22 protein-coding genes are annotated in these 17417 nt (G+C 69.7%); 11 read left to right on the top strand and 11 right to left on the bottom strand.

Annotated features, from left to right (window positions below):
• Positions 1–60: 60 nt before the first annotated feature.
• Both ACH34W_RS25255 and dut read right to left on the bottom strand, forming a co-directional pair.
• Positions 61–885 carry a DUF3710 domain-containing protein gene (locus tag ACH34W_RS25255; protein WP_395963494.1) on the bottom strand — a complete coding sequence of 275 codons (825 nt, stop codon included), beginning with the start codon at positions 883–885 and terminating at the stop codon, positions 61–63.
• A 3-nt stretch (positions 886–888) separates the two neighbouring features.
• The gene (gene dut / locus ACH34W_RS25250) at positions 889–1362 is read right to left on the bottom strand and encodes a dUTP diphosphatase (protein ID WP_395963493.1); all 474 of its coding nucleotides are present in this window, start codon (positions 1360–1362) and stop codon (positions 889–891) included.
• Between the two features lie 366 nt (positions 1363–1728).
• On the opposite strand from dut, the gene ACH34W_RS25245 reads away from it, so the two are divergent.
• The 8 genes from ACH34W_RS25245 (at position 1729) to ACH34W_RS25210 (ending at position 5725) form a co-directional block, all read left to right on the top strand.
• Positions 1729–2364: a hypothetical protein gene (locus ACH34W_RS25245; RefSeq protein WP_395963492.1), complete on the top strand. Its 636-nt coding sequence runs from the start codon at positions 1729–1731 to the stop codon at positions 2362–2364.
• Entirely contained in the window at positions 2364–2897 is a 534-nt protein-coding gene (locus tag ACH34W_RS25240; RefSeq protein ID WP_395963491.1) for a MauE/DoxX family redox-associated membrane protein, read from the top strand. The genes ACH34W_RS25245 and ACH34W_RS25240 overlap by 1 nt, the downstream gene beginning before the upstream one ends.
• Positions 2894–3364, top strand: coding sequence for a hypothetical protein (locus ACH34W_RS25235; RefSeq protein ID WP_395963490.1), 471 nt, complete (start codon positions 2894–2896; stop codon positions 3362–3364). Before ACH34W_RS25240 ends, ACH34W_RS25235 begins: the two co-directional genes overlap by 4 nt.
• Entirely contained in the window at positions 3361–3933 is a 573-nt protein-coding gene (locus ACH34W_RS25230) for a hypothetical protein (RefSeq protein ID WP_395963489.1), read from the top strand. The genes ACH34W_RS25235 and ACH34W_RS25230 overlap by 4 nt, the downstream gene beginning before the upstream one ends.
• Positions 3930–4091 carry a hypothetical protein gene (locus tag ACH34W_RS25225; protein ID WP_395963488.1) on the top strand — a complete coding sequence of 54 codons (162 nt, stop codon included), beginning with the start codon at positions 3930–3932 and terminating at the stop codon, positions 4089–4091. The genes ACH34W_RS25230 and ACH34W_RS25225 overlap by 4 nt, the downstream gene beginning before the upstream one ends.
• A 150-nt stretch (positions 4092–4241) precedes the next feature.
• Positions 4242–4667, top strand: coding sequence for a hypothetical protein (locus ACH34W_RS25220; protein WP_395963487.1), 426 nt, complete (start codon positions 4242–4244; stop codon positions 4665–4667).
• 73 nt (positions 4668–4740) lie between these two features.
• Entirely contained in the window at positions 4741–5004 is a 264-nt protein-coding gene (locus ACH34W_RS25215; RefSeq protein ID WP_395963527.1) for a DUF6412 domain-containing protein, read from the top strand.
• A gap of 25 nt (positions 5005–5029) precedes the next feature.
• The gene (locus ACH34W_RS25210; RefSeq protein WP_395963486.1) at positions 5030–5725 is read left to right on the top strand and encodes a YidC/Oxa1 family membrane protein insertase; all 696 of its coding nucleotides are present in this window, start codon (positions 5030–5032) and stop codon (positions 5723–5725) included.
• A gap of 33 nt (positions 5726–5758) precedes the next feature.
• Here the strand turns inward: ACH34W_RS25210 and ACH34W_RS25205 are convergent, their stop codons facing one another.
• On the bottom strand, positions 5759–6019 hold the full coding sequence (locus tag ACH34W_RS25205; protein WP_395963485.1) for a type II toxin-antitoxin system Phd/YefM family antitoxin: 261 nt from the start codon (positions 6017–6019) through the stop codon (positions 5759–5761).
• Positions 6020–6210: 191 nt separating this feature from the next.
• Between ACH34W_RS25205 and ACH34W_RS25200 the strand changes: the two genes are divergently transcribed.
• Positions 6211–7494, top strand: coding sequence for a cytochrome P450 (locus ACH34W_RS25200; RefSeq protein ID WP_395963484.1), 1284 nt, complete (start codon positions 6211–6213; stop codon positions 7492–7494).
• Positions 7495–7507: 13 nt separating this feature from the next.
• On the opposite strand, the gene ACH34W_RS25195 is transcribed toward ACH34W_RS25200, so the two are convergent.
• From ACH34W_RS25195 to ACH34W_RS25170, 6 genes are all read right to left on the bottom strand, one after another.
• Positions 7508–8194: an HAD family hydrolase gene (locus tag ACH34W_RS25195; protein WP_395963483.1), complete on the bottom strand. Its 687-nt coding sequence runs from the start codon at positions 8192–8194 to the stop codon at positions 7508–7510.
• Positions 8195–8214: 20 nt separating this feature from the next.
• Positions 8215–8589, bottom strand: coding sequence for a RidA family protein (locus ACH34W_RS25190; RefSeq protein ID WP_395963482.1), 375 nt, complete (start codon positions 8587–8589; stop codon positions 8215–8217).
• Complete coding sequence (locus tag ACH34W_RS25185) at positions 8573–9154, bottom strand: helix-turn-helix domain-containing protein (protein WP_395963481.1); 582 nt, start codon at positions 9152–9154, stop codon at positions 8573–8575. Before ACH34W_RS25185 ends, ACH34W_RS25190 begins: the two co-directional genes overlap by 17 nt.
• 26 nt (positions 9155–9180) lie before the next feature.
• The gene (locus ACH34W_RS25180; RefSeq protein ID WP_395963480.1) at positions 9181–10305 is read right to left on the bottom strand and encodes an acyl-CoA dehydrogenase family protein; all 1125 of its coding nucleotides are present in this window, start codon (positions 10303–10305) and stop codon (positions 9181–9183) included.
• Complete coding sequence (locus ACH34W_RS25175; protein ID WP_395963479.1) at positions 10302–11486, bottom strand: acyl-CoA dehydrogenase family protein; 1185 nt, start codon at positions 11484–11486, stop codon at positions 10302–10304. Before ACH34W_RS25175 ends, ACH34W_RS25180 begins: the two co-directional genes overlap by 4 nt.
• Before the next feature lie 77 nt (positions 11487–11563).
• Positions 11564–12184, bottom strand: a complete 621-nt coding sequence (locus ACH34W_RS25170) for a TetR/AcrR family transcriptional regulator (protein WP_395963478.1) — start codon at positions 12182–12184, stop codon at positions 11564–11566.
• Between the two features lie 102 nt (positions 12185–12286).
• Here ACH34W_RS25170 and ACH34W_RS25165 point away from each other — a divergent pair, with 102 nt between their 5' ends.
• A complete protein-coding gene (locus tag ACH34W_RS25165) occupies positions 12287–13210 on the top strand; it encodes a TIGR03564 family F420-dependent LLM class oxidoreductase (RefSeq protein ID WP_395963477.1) in 924 nt (307 codons plus the stop codon).
• A 62-nt stretch (positions 13211–13272) separates the two neighbouring features.
• Here the strand turns inward: ACH34W_RS25165 and ACH34W_RS25160 are convergent, their stop codons facing one another.
• Complete coding sequence (locus tag ACH34W_RS25160) at positions 13273–14172, bottom strand: metal-dependent hydrolase (protein ID WP_395963476.1); 900 nt, start codon at positions 14170–14172, stop codon at positions 13273–13275.
• A 219-nt stretch (positions 14173–14391) separates the two neighbouring features.
• Between ACH34W_RS25160 and ACH34W_RS25155 the strand changes: the two genes are divergently transcribed.
• The gene (locus ACH34W_RS25155) at positions 14392–14805 is read left to right on the top strand and encodes a hypothetical protein (RefSeq protein ID WP_395963475.1); all 414 of its coding nucleotides are present in this window, start codon (positions 14392–14394) and stop codon (positions 14803–14805) included.
• Between the two features lie 58 nt (positions 14806–14863).
• Here ACH34W_RS25155 and valS read toward each other — a convergent pair whose 3' ends face one another.
• Complete coding sequence (gene valS / locus ACH34W_RS25150) at positions 14864–17389, bottom strand: valine--tRNA ligase (protein WP_395963474.1); 2526 nt, start codon at positions 17387–17389, stop codon at positions 14864–14866.
• Positions 17390–17417 lie beyond the last annotated feature (28 nt).

The raw sequence follows: 17417 nt of genomic DNA, 5'->3' as shown, positions 1-17417 counted from the left end.
GCCCGCCGCGGTATCGCGACGGGCCGTAAAGACGGTTCGAGCTGTGCCGGCCGTTCCGGGTCAGCGGACCTCGGTGATCTCCGGGCCGCGCTCGAAGGGGTTGAAGGTCTCGACGGCCCCTTCTTCCTCCTCCTCGCCCGCCTCGGAGAACTCCTTGGGGATCTCCAGCGGCAGCAGGTCGCGGGGCGGCATCGGCGACTCGCCGCGGACCACGACGATGTTGCGGAAGACGTCCTCCAGGACCTGCCACTGCTCCTCGTCCTCGATCGCGGCGCCCTGCACCACGGCCTGGAGGAACCAGCGCGGGCCGTCCACCCCGATGAAGCGGATCAGCTGCGGGGCCCAGCCCTGCTCGATGAACTCGGCAGGGATCTGCTCCTTGACCTCGTCCGGCATCTCCGCGAGGACCTCTTCGGTCAGCGCCGCGGGGACCATGGCGATGAGCTCGGGACCGAACGGGCCCTCACCGTCCTGGGTCTGCCCCTGCGCCTCTTCCTCGATGTCCTTGGCGGTCTCGCGCCGGATGTCCTCCCAGATCCCGCTGCGCTTGGGAGCGGCGAACGCCTGCAGCTGCATGGCGCTCTCCTCGTACTGCACCAGGACGGCGACGGGCCGGCCGTCGAGGGGGTTGCCCTCCTCGTCGACCTCGGTGGCCTCGAAGTTGACCTGGAAACCAAGGCCGGGCGCGACCGGGACCTGCATGCATCCGAAGTCCAGACGCTGCAACTCGGGGTAGGACTCCTCGGAGTCCCACGGGCCGCCGTCATCCGGCACGGTGCTCTCGGAAGCCCCAGCCTCGGCCTCGGCGGTCTCGTCCGCCTGCTCGTCGGTCAGCTCGGGCTCCTTAGCGGGCTCCTCAGCCTGCCGGCGACGTCCAAAAGCCACGACTCACGCTCCTTCTTCCCTGTGCTCATTATCCGCGAATCCCCCTGTGGAGCCGAATCCGTCGACTCCGCGGGCCGATCCGGGAAGCTCGGCGACCTCGTGGAACACCGCCTGCTCCACGCGCTGCACGACCATCTGCGCGATGCGATCGCCGCGCCGCAACCTGACCGTGGCGCGGGGGTCGGTGTTCAGCAGGGTCACCTTGATCTCACCCCGATAGCCGGCATCGACCGTACCGGGTGCATTGACAATGGTCACCCCAAACCTAGCGCCCAAACCGGACCGGGGGTGAATGAAAGCGGCATAGCCGTCCGGCAGCGCGATCGAGACCCCGGTCGGGACCACCGCGCGCTCTCCCGGCGGGAGTTCGACGTCGACGGCGGCGACCAGATCCGCGCCCGCGTCACCGGCATGCGCATACGACGGTACCGGCAATTCCGGGTCGAGGCGCTTGATCAGCACATCCACCTTGCTCACAGGTTCACCTCACGGGCTGACTTCACAGACTGACTCACGGCTGACTGCTCAGCTGGGCTCACGGCCGGGGATCACACCGCCGACGAAGCCACCCGACCATACCGAGAGCCCCGTCCGCCGCCGGGGCGAAAACGCCGCCGTGGGCGAGTCCGGACGCCCCTGTTGGTGCGGCAGCGCGTCGTACACGCCGTGACCCTACCTGCTCAACGAAGGTGACCGGATGCGGCATGTTTAGCACTCCGGAGGCACTGGAGCGCGTAGCGTCACTTGTGTCACTGCTCGTACATCCTGTACGAAGGGGCCGCAGCGATGCCACGTCAGGTCACTCACCGATCACTCGATGGCATCCGGGTTCGAATGTCCGGTTTGCACGATCTTTCCCGTCCCTACACCTCGGTTGCCAAGATCGCCGTCGGCGACCGGCTGCACGAGATCTCCAGCGGCACGCGCGCGGACGCCCGCGCATGGGCCGAAGACATCGGGGTCGGCGCGTTCGACCAGGAGTTCAGGCTCCAGGGCGGGCGGCTCCGGATCGGCCGGACGCGGCTCACCGATCCCGACACCCGGGTCGCCGACCAGATGCTCGCGGCCGTCTGGGAGGGGCGCCGGCACGCGGTCTTCACGCACCTCTACCACGGGCGACCGGCCGACGCGGTGGCGTTCTTCGACGGGCTGCGCCTGGCCGAGCACGAGGACGGTGTGGTGGCGGTGCCGCGCGGGCGGCGCGTGCGCCGGCCCGAGCCCGCCGAGCTCGTCAAGGAGATCCCGCACGTGGGCCTGCTGGAGATCACCGCGCTGACCGCGGCGACCCGACGGCGGCTGCCGAAGTGGCGCGGCGCGAAGATGGCGGGCGGCGAGCTCTTCCGCGGCGACGTCGATGGCCAGGGGCCGTACTTCCTGCTGGCCACGCGTTCCCTGCTGGTCACCGTGCTGCCGGAGGAGGAGCAGGTCCGCGACGTGCCCCGGCGGCTGGCCGGGCTGTCGGTCGAGGCGGTCCGCTGATGAACGATCTGCTGGCCGTGGTCGCCCTGGTGACCGTTCCGCTCGTCCTGCTCGGCTCGCTGGCCGGGCACGTCGCGCGGCCCGGAGTGCTCGTCACCGCGCTGCGCGCGCACCGTACGGTCCCCGGCGCCATGGTCGTCGCGGTCGCGAGGCTGGTGGGCGTCATTGAGGCCCTGCTGCTCGGCGAGATGATCGTCGCCCTGGTCTGGTGGGAGCCGGGGCTCCTGCGGGCCGGGATGGCCGCCGCCGCGGCGCTGCTGGCCGTCTACGGGCTGTATTCGGCCTACGTGAGGTGGCGCGGGCCGCCCGGCGTGCCCTGCGGGTGCGCGGGGATCGAGACGCCGATGACGGGCTGGGTCACGGTACGCGCTGCATTGCTGGGACTCATCGCGGCGGCCGGAGCCGTGTCCGGCCCGGTGCAGGAGCCCCTGCCCTTCCAGATCTTCGTCGGCTTCCTCGCGGGGCTGGCGTTCACGGTGATCGCCTCGATCCTGCCGGAGGCCATGATCTATGAAGGAGGCGCGGCCAAGTGAGCTTCCAGAACAGCGCCCTGTTGCTCTCGTGGGTGGCGATCGTGCTGCTCGCGCTCGTGGTCGCCGGGCTCGTCCGGCAGGTGCACGCGCTGAGCCAGGGGCCGCCGGGATCGGCTGGGCAAAGCCCGCTCGGCCCCGCGGCGGGCACCCGGGCGCCCGGCTTCGACCGGCTCGGGCCCGGCCTGCTGCTCTTCCTGGACGTGGACTGCGGGGTCTGCGTGGAGGTGCTCGACGAGGCCGGGTCGCTGGGACGCCCCATACATGCGATCTTCGCGGGTGCCGCGCCCGAGGCACCCGGGATCACGGTGCTCGCGAACGAGCGGGACGGGCTCTTCGAGGACTACGCGGTCCCGGCCACACCGTTCGCCGTCCTCGTCGACGCGAGCGGCCGGGTGCGCGCCGCCCAGCCGGTGGGCTCCACCGAGGCACTGCGCGAACTGCTGGGTGACACGGAGGTGAGTCGATGACCATCGCCGACACTGAAACTCTGCGGCTGGAAGACATCCCGCCCCTGAGCGGCCCGCGGCCGGAAGGCGCCGAACGGGTCCGTCGCCGCGCGCCAGGCGGGACCGGCACCGCGGGCCCAGCCCGCCGCAACGTCCTGCGCGGGCTGGCCGCCGCGGGCACGTCGCTGGGGCTTACCGCGCTCGGGGTCTTCCCGCAGGCACGTCAGGCGATCGCCGCCGGATACAGCCTGGGCGGCGGCTACCACATCTACGGCCGCTGCCCCTCCTACGGCGCCAACCACAACTGCTCCCCCGGCTGTGGTCCGAGCGTCGTGTGCTCGACCTGCTGCCGTACGTCCGGGAGGTACAAGGGCTACCACAAGTCCGGCAAATCCCACCCCGGTCGCTACAGGCTCCGCCCCAACCAGTGCTACAGCGGTCGCTGGGACGGCTGGCTCTGGGGCTACTCCCGACGCTGCGGCAACTGCCGCCGCGGTGTCACCTGGCGCTGCCACGACGGCTGGAAGAAGTCCGGGCGCGGCGCCTGGTACAAGACGATCTGCCGTAAGGCCACGAGTTGCCGCAAATGACGAACGGCCGGCGAGCCCGCGCCGCGTTCACCGACCCGCTGCTCCCGGTCACGGCGCTGGCGCTGCTGGCGGTCGCGGCGGCCGCCCTACAGGCCACGGTGCTGTGCTGGGCGTCGGTCGGCGCGCTGGCGGGGTTCGCACTGTCCGGCTCGGTTTGAACGCGTAACTCGGAGGCCGTCCTCTTCTCGCCAGGTTGGCGAGGTCCGGTACGGCAAGGGGAGATCCTTGCCGTCTTCACCCTCGGGCTGCTGCTCGGGGGCAGTCTCAGCGCCCTGCTCGTCTGGCTGCTGTCCGGCCTGGCGGCGCCGTTGCCGTCGGACGCCCGCACGGCACTGATCATCGTGATCGCCGCCGCCGGTGCCGCCCGCGAACTCGGCCTGGTGACCATCCCGCTGCCGCAGAACGCCCGGCAGATCCCGCAGGAGGTCCTGCAACTCCGGCTGCGGCAGGGCTCGCTCCAATTCGGCTTCGAACTGGGCACGGGCGTCCGGACCTACGTGTCGGCGAGCACCCCGTACGTCCTGGCCCTCGGCCTGCTGCTCAGCCGCCAGGACCTGCTCCCGACCGTGCTGGCCGGAACCGCGTTCGGAGCCGGCCGGGCACTCAGCGCGGCCCTCACGCTCTGGTCGCTCGACCCCGACCGCGGCGCCACGATCGCCGCACGAATGACCTGGATCAAGAACGTCACCGCGATCACGACCCTCACCGCCCTCGCCGTCCTCCTCATCACCTGACCGGGAACCTCCAGGCGCTCCCGCCCGTCAACAGATCGACACCCGCACGCAGGAAGGCCCACCCGTGCCGCTGATGATCGCCGCACTCCTGCGGCTCCTCGGCATGGCCGACACAGGCAGCGCGCTCGTCACGCTGGCGACGGTCACCGTCGCCGCCCTGCTCCTGCTGGCGGCCGCACAGGTCCTCCACCACCGGCCCCGCACATCACCGGCCAGAATCCGGACGACGCTGCGCGAACGCACGTTGCGCACGGCCTTCCTGCCCCAGCGCGACCCCGACGCGGCGGGACGCCCCCGCCCCCGAGCCCCCGGTTTGAAGATCACTCTCGCGCACTGATCTTCATCTCTACCGGAAGGCTCTCATGTCCCTGCTCGACGCACCCGTCTCCGCCGCGTACGGCCTCGTCACCACCCTGGCCGACGCCCTGTCCCCCATCACCGGCGATCTCGCGACCGTCGCGGCGATCATCATCTTCACCGCCGCCGTACGGCTGATCCTGCTCCCCCTCGCCGTCGCCGCCGCACGCGGCGAACGCACCCGGACGCGCCTCATGCCCCAACTCCAGGCGCTCCACAAAAAGCACGCCAAGAGCCCCCAGCGCCTGCAACGCGAGACCGCCGCCCTCTACGAGAAGGAAGGCGCAACCCCGCTCGCCGGATGCCTGCCGATGTTCGCCCAGGCGCCGTTCTTCTACGTCATGTACCGGCTCTTCGTGTCCGGCACGATCGCCGGACACCAGAACATCCTGCTCACACACACCCTCCTGGCCGCGCCGCTCGGCCAGAACTGGATGAGCGTCCTCGGCGCCGGCTTCTTCTCCCCCGCTTCCCTTGTCTTCCTCGGCCTGTTCGTGCTGCTCGCCGCGATCGCCTGGTGGTCGTCGCGCCGCGTCACCGCCGAGGGGCCGATGGCGAACGTGGCGAAGCTGCTCCCGTTCGGCACCGTCGTAATGGCCGCGTTCGTCCCGCTGGCCGCCGGGGTCTACCTCCTCACCACGACGGCGTGGACAGCGGTAGAACGCGCCACCCTGCACCGCCGCATCGTCGCCGCCCAATAGTGGTGGCGGGCCTGCAAGATGGTGACCTCGGCCTCAAACACCGTCCCCGACCTCAATGAGGTCATGCGGGCTGCACCGACCTTCCAGCGCCTCCTGGTAGGACGCCAGCAGGCGCTCCCTGTTGACCGGTGAGCGCATCAGATAGGCGATCTCCTGGAGGGAGCGGTACTCGGCTTCGGGCACCAGAAACGCACTGCCGTTCTTGGAGACGATCTCTATGGCTGCAGCATTGTTGTTGACCTCCTCAATGAGGGGGAACAGACGGCGCCGGGCCTCGCCAGCGGTGATGGACATGCGAGCTCTCCTATCTGGTACCAGATCCGTACCACTTGGGGCGTCTTCGAACGCCTGGATTCAGGGAGAGCGAGTTGAACCGCGCCACTGACCGCCGCGTTCGCGGGCGGGATCGGCTTGACGGCGGGGCGGGGGGCGGATTCGATGGAAACCGAACGGCATTCGGGCATAACGCACGAGGACGGTGCAGCGTGGCGACCGAAACACTCGAACCGACCGTCGATCTGTCGGACCTGGAATTCTGGGCGCTTCCGCAGCGGCAGCGGCTCGCGGCCTTCGCGGCGTTGCGGGCCCAGGACCGTCCGGCGTTCTTCCACGAGCTGAAGCTGCCGTTCATCAAGCACGGCGCCGGCTACTACGCCCTCGTGCGGCACGCCGACGTGGTCGGGGCCAGCCGCAACCCGGAGATCTTCAGCAGCGAGCCGTGCTCCAACAGCATCGCCGACCTGCCCCGCTACATGGCGCGCTACTTCGGCTCGATGATCAACATGGACGATCCGCGGCATGCCAAGATCCGGCGGATCGTGTCGCGGGCGTTCACCCCGCGCGTGCTGGCCAAGCTGGAGACCGACCTGCAGGCCACCGCGACCCGCATCGTCGACGACCTGCTGGCCGGCGGGCCGTGCGACTTCGTGACCGAGGTGGCGGCGCGCCTGCCGGTCCAGGTCATCTGCGACATGATGGGCATCCCCGAACCCGTGCGCCCGATGGTGTACGACCGGACGAACGTCATCCTGGGTCTGGGAGATCCGGAGTACACCGGAGGGCGGGAGTTCGTCAGCACGGGCATCACCCGCAGCGGCATGCTCTACGGCCTGACCAAGGGCATGACGGCGGGGTACGAGCTCAACCACCTGGCCATGAAGCTGGCACGCAAGCGGCGCCGGGAGCCCGGCGACGATCTGGTGTCCGCCCTGGTGACCGCCAACGTGGACGGCGAATCACTGACCGACCAGGAGATCGGCTCGTTCTTCATCCTCCTTGTCGTCGCGGGCAACGAGACCACGCGCAACGCGATGTCGCACGGCCTCAAGCTGCTGACCGACAATCCTGAGCAGCGTGCTTTGCTGCTGGCCGACTTCGACGCGCACATCGCGGGCGCGATCGAGGAGATTCTCAGGATGGCGACGCCGGTCATCCAGTTCCGCCGCACCCTGACGCGCGACCACGTCATGAACGGGCAGCAGTACCGTGCCGGCGACAAGGTCCTGCTCTTCTACAACTCGGCCAACCGCGACGAGGCGGTCTTCGCGGATCCCGACGTCTTCGACATCACCCGTTCACCGAATCCCCACGTCGCCTTCGGCGGTCCCGGCCCGCACTTCTGCCTGGGCGCCAACCTCGCCCGGCGGGAGATCACCGTCATGTTCCGCGAACTCTTCACGCGCGTGCCGGAGATCCGCGCCGGCGGGCGCCCCGACCGGCTCTTCTCCAATTTCATCAACGGGATCAAGCACCTGCCCTGCGCCTGGTGACATTCCAGGACGGTCACGGTCTGTTGACCAAGTCGAGGACCTCTGAGAGGGACTCGATCTCGGGGCCCGTCCAGTTGACGGGCTCGAAGCGGTGATGGACCGTGCCCTCGTCGAGGATGCGGACGGCGGTCATGCCCGCGGCGGTCGCACCCGCCAGCTCGTCACTGCCGCCGTCACCGACGAAGAGGCAGTCGGCCGGCTCGACGCCGAGCCCTTCACAGGCGAGCGCGAAGATGCGCGGGTCGGGCTTCTTGAGGCGCGCGGTGAAGGAGAACACGGGCACCTGGATGTAGCGCGCGACCTCGAGCGTGTGCCACTCGTCGGGAAGCTCGTCGGTGCAGTCGCTGATGAGCGCGATATTCACGTTCCACTCGCGGAGCGTCCGGAGCGTGCTGACCGCGTCGCGGCGGAGGTTGCGGAACGAGCGTTCGCCGGAGCGCCGGAGCTCGGCGGCAGCGGCGAGCTGCTCCGCAGTGGCGGAGACCCCGAGGCGGCCGGCGACGTCCGCCAGGGCGGTGGAGAAGTCGCCCATGGCACCGACGCAGCGTTCGGCCCAGGTCTGCCACCACAGTGTGCGGAACTCCTCGGGCGGGGCACCTATCGCCTCGGCGATCGCCAAGATCGCCGAGGCCCGGCGCTCGGGCGCGCTGGCCACGGTCAGGGTGCCGAAAAAGTCGAAGACCACCGCTTTGTAACGCACGATCGCAGCGTACCGGGGGCTCACGCCACGGCGACGCCCTCGATCTCCAGGAGCCATTCCTCGCTGTAGATGCCCGTGATGATGACGGTGACCGCGGGCCGGCGGTCGCCGAGCACCTCCGCGCGGATGCGGCTGTTGGCCTCCCGGTCGCGGCGGTCGGTGAGGTAGATCGTGACCTTCGCGAGGTCGCGCAGGGTCAGGCCCGCCTCCGCGAGCACCCGCTCGACGTTGCGCCATGCCAGCCGGCACTGCCCCTCGAAGTCGTCCGGAAGGTCACCGCCCCACGGCGGCTGGCCGCTGACGAAGAGCAGGCGCTCGGCTCCGCTGACGAGCGTTCCGTGGGTGTACGCGGGGGACGGCTCGGGCAGTCCGGCGGGGTCAATGGTCTCGATCACGCGTGCTCACTTCCATGGCCGTGTAGTAAATGCACTCTTCCTCGCCGTCGTTGGCGAAGGCGTGCGTGGCGTCGCCGGCGTAGTACATGGCGTCGCCCGTGGTCAGCCGGTGTGGGGTGCCGTCGATGGTGACCGTCAGCTCGCCGCGTTCGACCGCGATGTACTCGCGCGAGCCCGCCGCGTGCGCCGCGAACTCCCCCACGGTCACACCGGCGGGCACGATGGTGCGGATGAACTCGAACTCCACGCCCGGCAGCGTCGGCGACAGGATCCGCCGCTCCCAGCCCGCGGGTTCGCGCAACGCGGGCTGGTCGGCGTGCCGCAGCACGACCACCCGATCGGCGGCCTGCTCGTCGAGCAGCCGGGCGGCCGTGGTGCCGAGCGCTGTCGCCAGCCGCGCGAGCACCACCACGGTCGGCGCCTTAGCGCCGCGTTCCACCTCCGAGATCATGCTCCGGCTGACCCCGCTCGCCGTCGCGAGCGCGTCCAGGCTCACACCGCGCGCCTGCCGCTCTCTCCGCAACCGCCGTCCGAGATCGGCCAGCGAGAAGTCCGCAACGCTCACGGTTCCACTATAGAGGAATATTTCCCCTATAGCGTAAGGAGTCCTAGGCGTTCGGCGAGGCGGGCCCGATGATGGCGTGGCGGGCCAAGGAGGAGTTCGCTGCTCTTGGCACGCTTGTAGTAGAGATGCGCGTCGTGCTCCCAGGTGAAGCCGATGCCGCCGTGGAGGAGCAGGTGGTCCTTGGCCGCCTGGAAGTAGGCGCGGCCTAGATAGGACTGCGCGAGGGCAGCGGCTACAGGGAGCTCGTCCGGGCTCTCGTCGGCGGCCCAGGCGGCGTAGCGCACGATCGACTCGGCCTGTTCGAGGGTGCAGTGCATGTCGGCGAGTTTGTGCTTCACGCTTTGGAACGAGCCGACGAAACGGCCGAACTGCACGCGGAGCTTCGCGTACTCCACGATCGTGTCGAGGCAGCGGCGGAGACCGCCCAACTGCTCGGCGGCGAGAGCTACGGAGACCAGGTCCAGGGCACGCGAGATGACCTCACTCGCGTCGTCAGGGCCGATCTGGCGCGCGGGCGTGGCGTCGAACGTCAGCGTTGCCTGCGGGCGGGTGAGATCGAGGGTCGTCAGGGGCGTGCGCGTGAGCCCGGACGCACCGGGCTCGACCGCGAAGAGTGCGATGGGCCCGTCACCGTCGCTGGCTTCGTCGGCGAGTGTGGCGGCGAGGAGAACGAGATCGGCGTCCGCTCCGTTCAGGACGCGGGGGGCCGGGCCGCTGATCTCATAGCCGCCGGAGGACTTGCGCGCGCCGGGCATGGGGTCGCCGAGGACCGGAATGGCGACCGTGGCGACGGTATGGCCGGTGGCGATGCCGGGCAGCAGATCCTTGATCGCCGCGTCGTCGCCGGACTCCAGGAGGACGTTCACGGCGAGGACGGCCGAGGCCAGGTAGGGGCTCGGGGTGAGCGCGGCGCCCAGCTCCTCCATCACCACCGCGACCTCGGCATGGCCGGCACCGGCCCCGCCGAGGGACTCGGGGACCGCGAGCGCGGCGAGGTCGAGCTCACCCGTCATGCGGGCCCAGACGTCCGGGTCGTACGGGGTGGACGACTCGGCGATCTCGCGGACCTTGGCCATCGGGGCGGTGCCGGCAAGGAAGTCCCGAACGGTGGCGGCCAGTTCCTGCTGGTCATCAGTACGGATCAGCTTCACTTGCCCTCCTCCGACTGGGTGCCGACCTTGAGATCGCGGAACGGGATCTCGCGATCGACCTGGGGCTCGCGGGGCAGCCCGAGGACCCGGTCACCGATGATGTTGCGCATGATCTCGTTGGTGCCGCCACCGAGCGCCATCCCGGGCGCCCAGGCGAGCGCGCGAGAGATCTTTCCTTCGCCCTCGTAGGCCACCGACTCGGCGCCGAGGATCTCACTCGCGACGTCGGCGCTGGACATGGTCAGGTCGGCGAGCAGCAGTTTGGCGATCGAGCCGCGCGCACCCGGGAAGACCCCGGCCTTGACCTCCTGGGTGAGCCGGGCGTTGAAGAGATCGAACGCCCGTTCCTGCAGGTAGAGGTCAATAAGCTGGTCGACCACCGCGCGGTCGCCGAGCAGGCCGCGGTCGCGGGCGGCACGCGACAGGGCCTCGAACGAGGCGGGGCGTTCGGTGCGGGCGGCGCCCATGCCGATCGACACGCGCTCGTGGAGCAGGGTGGTGACGGCGGCGGACCAGCCCTCGTTCACGGTGCCCACGATCTGGTCGGGCGCCACGCGGACGTCGTCGAAGAAGATCTCGTTGAAGTGGGACTCGCCGGTCATGTCGCGCAGCGGGCGGACGGTGACCCCTGGGTCGTGCATGTCGATGATGAACATCGTGATGCCCTTGTGCTTGGGCGCGTCCACGTCCGTACGGGCGATGAGCAGGCCATAGTCGGCCTGGCGGGCCACCGACGTCCACACCTTCTGCCCGTTGATCACCCACGCGTCGCCGTCGAGGACGGCCCGCGTCTGCAGCGACGCCACGTCCGACCCGGCACCCGGCTCGGAGAACATCTGGCACCAGATCTCCTCGCCGCGCAGCAGCGGCCGGATGTAGCGCCTCTTCTGCTCCTCGGTGCCGATCGACACCAGGGTCGGGCCGCACATGCCGAAGCCGATCCCGAAGACCCCGACCGGGAGGCTGACGTCCCGTGCGGCCTGCTGGAACGCCCGTTCCTCGGCGGCCGACAGCCCCTGCCCACCGTACTCGGCAGGCCAGGTGATGCCGGAGTACCCGGCGTCGTACAACTTCCCCATGAACGCGCGGGCGGTGGCCAGGTCGGGCTCGCGGGGAAGGTCGCCGGTGTTGGCGTCGAGCCAGGCTCGGGCGCGGCGACCGTACTCGTCCAGATCCGTCACAGGGCGGCTCCTCGGTGAGACGCAGTCAGTATTCACTTACGCTAACGCCTGCCCAAGCAAAACGGAATGACGTTCGGTTAGTGCGCCTCAAGATCGGCCCCGCCGATCGCACGGCCCGGCAGTGGCGTGCCAGGCCGCGAGCGCAGGCCGTCCAACATCAGACCGACCAGCCGACCGGGAACGGCGTCCGCCAACTCGGCGGGAATGTCGGCCGCCTGGTGGATGTGGACGTTGATGAGCATCCCGATGTCACCAGGCCCGACGTCGTCGCGCATCACCCCCGCAGCCTGGGCGCCCTCGACCATCAGGGCCAGAAGCTCCACCAGCCGGCCACGGGCCTCCGCCACCGCCGGATCATGCCGGATCTTGGTGTGCAGGACCGGATCGACCGTGGTGCCCAGCACGCCCATCCGGAGTTCGACGCAGCGGCGGACGAAGCGGCTCAGCGCACTCCAGCCGTCGGGCTCCTCGTCCCACGCGGTCTGGGCGATCTCCACCACGCGCCGCATCGTGTGTGCGGATATGCCGATCAGCAGATCCTCGCGGTCGGGGAACCGGCGATAGAGGGTGCCGATCCCCACACCGGCTCGCTGGGCGATGTCCTCCAGCGGCGGCATTCCACCCCGTTCCACGATCAGCTGCCGGGCCGCTTCGAGGAGGAGGTCCCGGTTACGCCTGGCATCCGCGCGCAGCTCCACCACTCCTTCTTCACCCTTCTAACGGAGGATTTTCCTCCACATATTGATACTGTGCGCTATACGGAGGAATTTCCTCCCCTTATGCCCCAGAGGAGACGCAGTATGCGCATCGGACTGTTCGTGGACGAGCTTGGCATGTCCCTCGACGCCGTCGTCGAGAAGACGCGGGAAGTCGCCGAAGCGGGCTTCACCGGCGCCTGGTTCGCCCAGCGGCATGGTTGGGACGCGCTCACCACCCTGGCCATAGCGGGCCGTACCGCTCCCGGCATCGAACTCGGCACCAGCGTCGTGCCGGCCATTCCCCGGCACCCGCTGGCCATGGCGGCACAGGCACTGACCATCCAGGCGGCGATCGGCAACCGGCTCACACTCGGGCTCGGCGTGAGCCACAGGCACATCGTCGAGGACGGGTTCGGCATGTCGTTCGACCGGCCTGCGCTCAGGATGCGCGAGTACCTGACCGCGCTCGGCCCGCTCCTGCACGGCGAGAGCGTGGCGTACGAAGGCGAGACGCTCAAGGCCGAGGGGGTCGTCCTGGCCCCGGGCGCGACGCCGCCCGCGGTCCTGATCGCCGCGCTCGGTCCCGCCATGCTGCGGATCGCCGGCGAACTCACCGACGGGACGATCGTGTTGTGGGCCGGGCCCGAGGTCATCGCCGACTACTTCGTTCCGACGATCACCAAGGCCGCGGCGGGCGCCGGGCGCCCGGCCCCTCGCGTGGTGGCCTCCCCGTTCGTCGCCGTGACGGATGACCCGGACGCGCGCCGCGCCTGGGTCGCCGAGAACTTCGGCATGGCCGCGCAGGTCCCCGCCTACCGTGCCGTCATGGACCGCGGCGGCGCCAGGGGTGTCGAGGACACGATCGTCGTGGGCGACGAGGCCGCAGTCGAACGTGAGATCCGCCGCCTGGCCGACGCCGGCGCGACCGACCTCATCCCCATGCCCTTCGGACCCGAGGAGGAGCAGGCCCGGACGGTCGCGTTCCTCGCCGACCTCGCAGGAGGCTCAGGAGGCGCACGCGAGTGAGCGGCTTTCGGAAAGCGGACCGGGCTCCCGACGGCGCGGATTTCGGGAGCCCGGCCCCGTCTTCAGGAGGCGGTTTCGTCCGCCTGGGGGCGCGCGGCCATCGCCGCGGGTGAGGTCGCCAGGTAGTCGAGCGCCTTCTGCGTCGAGCATTCCTGCGAGGGGTGGTGGTCGCGGCGCAGATAGGCGCGGGCGGCGCCGATCATGAAGCGGTTGCTCGGGAAGATGCCGCGGCGGACGGCCCGGCGGTAGTCGCGGATCCGTGGTCGTACGCCCTTCAGCGTCGGGTCCTTGAGGCACAGGTACGCGGAGCCGAAGTAGACCATGAGCGGCATCGCCAGCACGCCGGTGAAGAACGCGAGGAAGCGCCGCCAGTACGCACCGGACACGTGCTGGTACACGTCGAAGGCCACCGACCGGTGCTCGACCTCCTCCGCGCCGTGCCAGCGCAGCAGGTCCATCATCGTCGGGTCCGCGCCCGCCTCGTCCAGTTCCCGGGCGTCCAGGATCCACTGGCCGAGCACCGCCGTGTAGTGCTCGATCGCGGCGATGATCCCGATGCGGAAGTTGAGCCACTGGCGCTTGGGGACCAGCGGGAGCGGGGGCCGGTCGCCCAGGAGGTTCTGGAACACCCACTCGATCTTGTTCGTGAGCGGCCGCGGGTCCAGGCCCTGGGCGAGCATCTGGCGGTCGAGCACGCCCTGGTGGGAGTACGCGTGCACGGCCTCCTGGCCCATGAAGCCCTTGACCTCCCTGCGCAGTTGCTCGTCGTTCTCCACCAGCGGCAGCGCCTGCTTGTAGACGTGCACGAACCACCGCTCACCGGCGGGGAGGAGCAGGTGCAGCACGTTGATGAAGTGCGTGGCGACGGGCTCGCCGGGGATCCAGTGCAGCGGGGTGGCCGACCAGTCGAACCTGACCCGCCGCGGCGCGATGACCGGGTGCCGTTCGTCGATCTCATCCAACCCCGGCCCTCCGTTCGTCGCGGCAATTAGATACCAAATCTAATATGGAGAGCGCCGTGAACGTGAGTCAAGACCGTATCGCCCTAGTGCCCTGGGCCTACCCGGGCGGCCCCATGTTGGCCCCGTGGCTTCTGTCGCCCCTCCATCCCGCTCGCGAGCATGGTCCGCGGCCGGTGATCATTCGGCCGCCCTTTCCCTGGACCACTGCAAAGGACACCCATGCGCAGAACGGCTATCAGCTTTGCCGCCGCGGCGATCGCGGTGAGCGCCATGGCGCCGGCCGCGCAAGCCGCGGAGGCCGCCGCCGCGGAGCCGACGAAGGTCACCGACTGGAACCTCGACCTCTACAGCCCCACGGAGGTCAAGGCCTCGGGCACGTGGACCGTCAACGGCAGCAACATTGTGCTGACCGGCAACCTCCGCGACACCACTCCCGGCGACATCGCCGTGGCGAAGCTTGAGTTCTACCGCAACGCCAACGGCACCGGGACGGTCAAGTCCATCACCGCCGACACCACCTACACCTTCAGGTTCACGGTGCCCGGCACTTCCGCGACCAAGCTTTGGGCGAGGAAGATCCTTTCCTACAGCGACAACACGACCAAGCGCAGCTCGATCGTCCGCATCAAGTAGCCCACGCGCAGCGCAGGGCCGGGTCAAAGCCCGGCCCTGAGTCATGCCCGGGAACGTGTCAGCCGGTAGGGGCGAGGGTCACGTGGACGGTGAGCTCGACGGGCTCCTCTTCGAGGGCCAGGTCGGCGATGCGGCCCGCCGCGACCAGATCGGGCCCGGCCACGTGCCGCACCTCGGCGCCCCGGACGACGGCCCGGGCGACATCGGCGCGCATCGAGGCCCTGGCCTCCGACTTGGCCTTGCGGACCTGGCGCAGCGCCTCGGCGGTGGCGGCCAGCACGGCCGGGTCACCACCGGACGGCAGCTCGGCGACCTCGGGCCAGGATGCGCGGTGGACCGAGCCCTCACGCCACCACGACCAGACCTCCTCGGTGACGTACGGCAGGACGGGCGCGAAGAGCCGCAGCATCACCGAGAGCGCCGTGCGGAGGGCGACGCGGGCCGATTGGGCCTCGGGGCCGTCCCCATAGGCGCGGGTCTTGACCAGCTCCAGGTAGTCGTCGCAGAACTCCCAGAAGAAACGTTCCGTACGTTCCAGCGCCCGGGTGTAGTCGTAGCCCTCGAAGGCCTTGGTCGCCTCGTCCACCACGCCGCTGAGCGTGGCGAGCATCGCCAGGTCCAGCGGCTCGGTGACGGCGGCGCCGGAATCGACCTCGCCGAAGCCGAGCACGAACTTCGAGGCGTTCAGGATCTTGATGGCGAGACGGCGGCCGACCTTGATCTGGCCTGTGTCGAACGCGGTGTCGGTGCCGGGACGGCCATTGGCCGCCCAGTAGCGGACCGCGTCCGAGCCGTACTCCTCCAGGAGCGCGATCGGCGTGACGACGTTGCCCTTGGACTTGGACATCTTCTTGCGGTCCGGGTCGAGGATCCAGCCGGACAGGGCGGTGTCGGTCCACGGCAACGAGCCGTGCTCCAGGTGAGCGCGGACCACGGTGGAGAACAGCCAGGTCCGGATGATGTCGTGGGCCTGCGGGCGCAGGTCGAACGGGAAGACGCGGGAGAAGAGATCGGCGTCGCGTTCCCAGCCGCCCGCGATCTGCGGGCTGAGCGACGAGGTGGCCCACGTGTCCATCACGTCGGGGTCGGCGATGAAGCCGTTGGCCTTGCCGCGCTGGTCCTCGGTGTAGCCGGGCGGGACGTCGGAGGACGGGTCGACCGGCAGGCTGTCCTCGGCCGGAACGATCGGATCGTCGTAGACGGGCTCGCCCGCGTCGTCCAGCCGGTACCAGACCGGGATCGGCACGCCGAAGAACCGCTGCCGCGAGATCAGCCAGTCGCCCGCCAGGCCCTCGACCCAGTTCTCGTACCGGGCCCGCATGTAGGGCGGGTGCCAGACGAGTTCGCGCCCCCGCGCAAGGAGCTCCGTGCGTGTCTCCGCGTCACGGCCGCCGTTGCGGATGTACCACTGGCGGGTGGTGACGATCTCCAGCGGCTTGTTGCCCTTCTCGTAGAACTTGACCGGCCGGGTGACCTTGCGCGGCTCGCCGTCCAGGTCACCGGACTCGCGCAGCAGCTCGACGATCCGTTCCTTGGCGGAGAAGACCGTCTTGCCCGCCAGCTCGCCGTACGGATGCGCCGGAACGCCCTGTGGCGGCTCGTGCGCCAGCCGCCCGTCCCAATCGATGATCGCCCTCGTGGGCAGGTCGAGCTCGCGCCACCAGGTGACGTCGTTGATGTCGCCGAACGTACAGATCATCGCGATGCCCGAGCCCTTGCCGGGCTCGGCCAGCCGGTGCGCGACGACCGGGACCTCGACGCCGAACAACGGCGTCCGCACGGTGGTCCCGAACAACTCCTGGTAGCGCTCGTCGTCGGGGTGCGCGACGACCGCGACGCACGCGGGCAGCAACTCCGGCCGGGTGGTCTCGATGTAGACCGGGCGCTCATCGCCATTGAAACGCAGCCGGTAAAAGGCGCCGGGGTGATCGCGGTCTTCCAGCTCCGCCTGCGCGACCGCCGTCCGGAACGTGACGTCCCAGAGTGTCGGTGCCTCCGAGACGTACGCCTCACCGCGCGCGAGGTTGCGCAGGAACGCGCGCTGCGACGCGATCCGGGACTCGTCGCCGATGGTCGTGTAGAGGTGGTTCCAGTCGACCGAGAGGCCGACCCGGCGCCACATCTCCTCGAAGGCCTTCTCGTCGATCTCCGTCAGCCGTTCGCACAGCTCGATGAAGTTGCGGCGGCTGACCGGCAGCTGGCGCTTCGGATCCGGCTTTTCCGGCGGCTCGAACGACGGGTCATACGACAGCGACGGGTCACAGCGGACGCCGAAGTAGTTTTGCACGCGGCGTTCCGTCGGAAGCCCGTTGTCATCCCACCCCATCGGGTAGAAGACCTCCCGGCCGCGCATCCGCTGGAAGCGCGCCACGGTGTCGGTGTGGGTGTAGGAGAAGACGTGACCGACGTGCAGGGAGCCGCTGACCGTGGGGGGCGGCGTGTCGATGGAGTAGACCTCGGCCCGCGTCCTCGTCCGGTCGAACCTGTACGTGCCCTCGGTCTCCCAGGCGCGCACCCACTTCTCCTCCAAGCCGTCGAGGGAGGGCTTGGCGGGGACGTTCGGCGTACGCGGCTGTTCTGTCATGCGCCAATGGTATTGACATCGGGGCGTT

Origin of the sequence: Actinomadura sp. 6N118 (assembly GCF_044326415.1) — a bacterium.
Taxonomy (GTDB): domain Bacteria; phylum Actinomycetota; class Actinomycetes; order Streptosporangiales; family Streptosporangiaceae; genus Spirillospora.
This window is presented reverse-complemented; position numbering and strand designations above follow the sequence as displayed.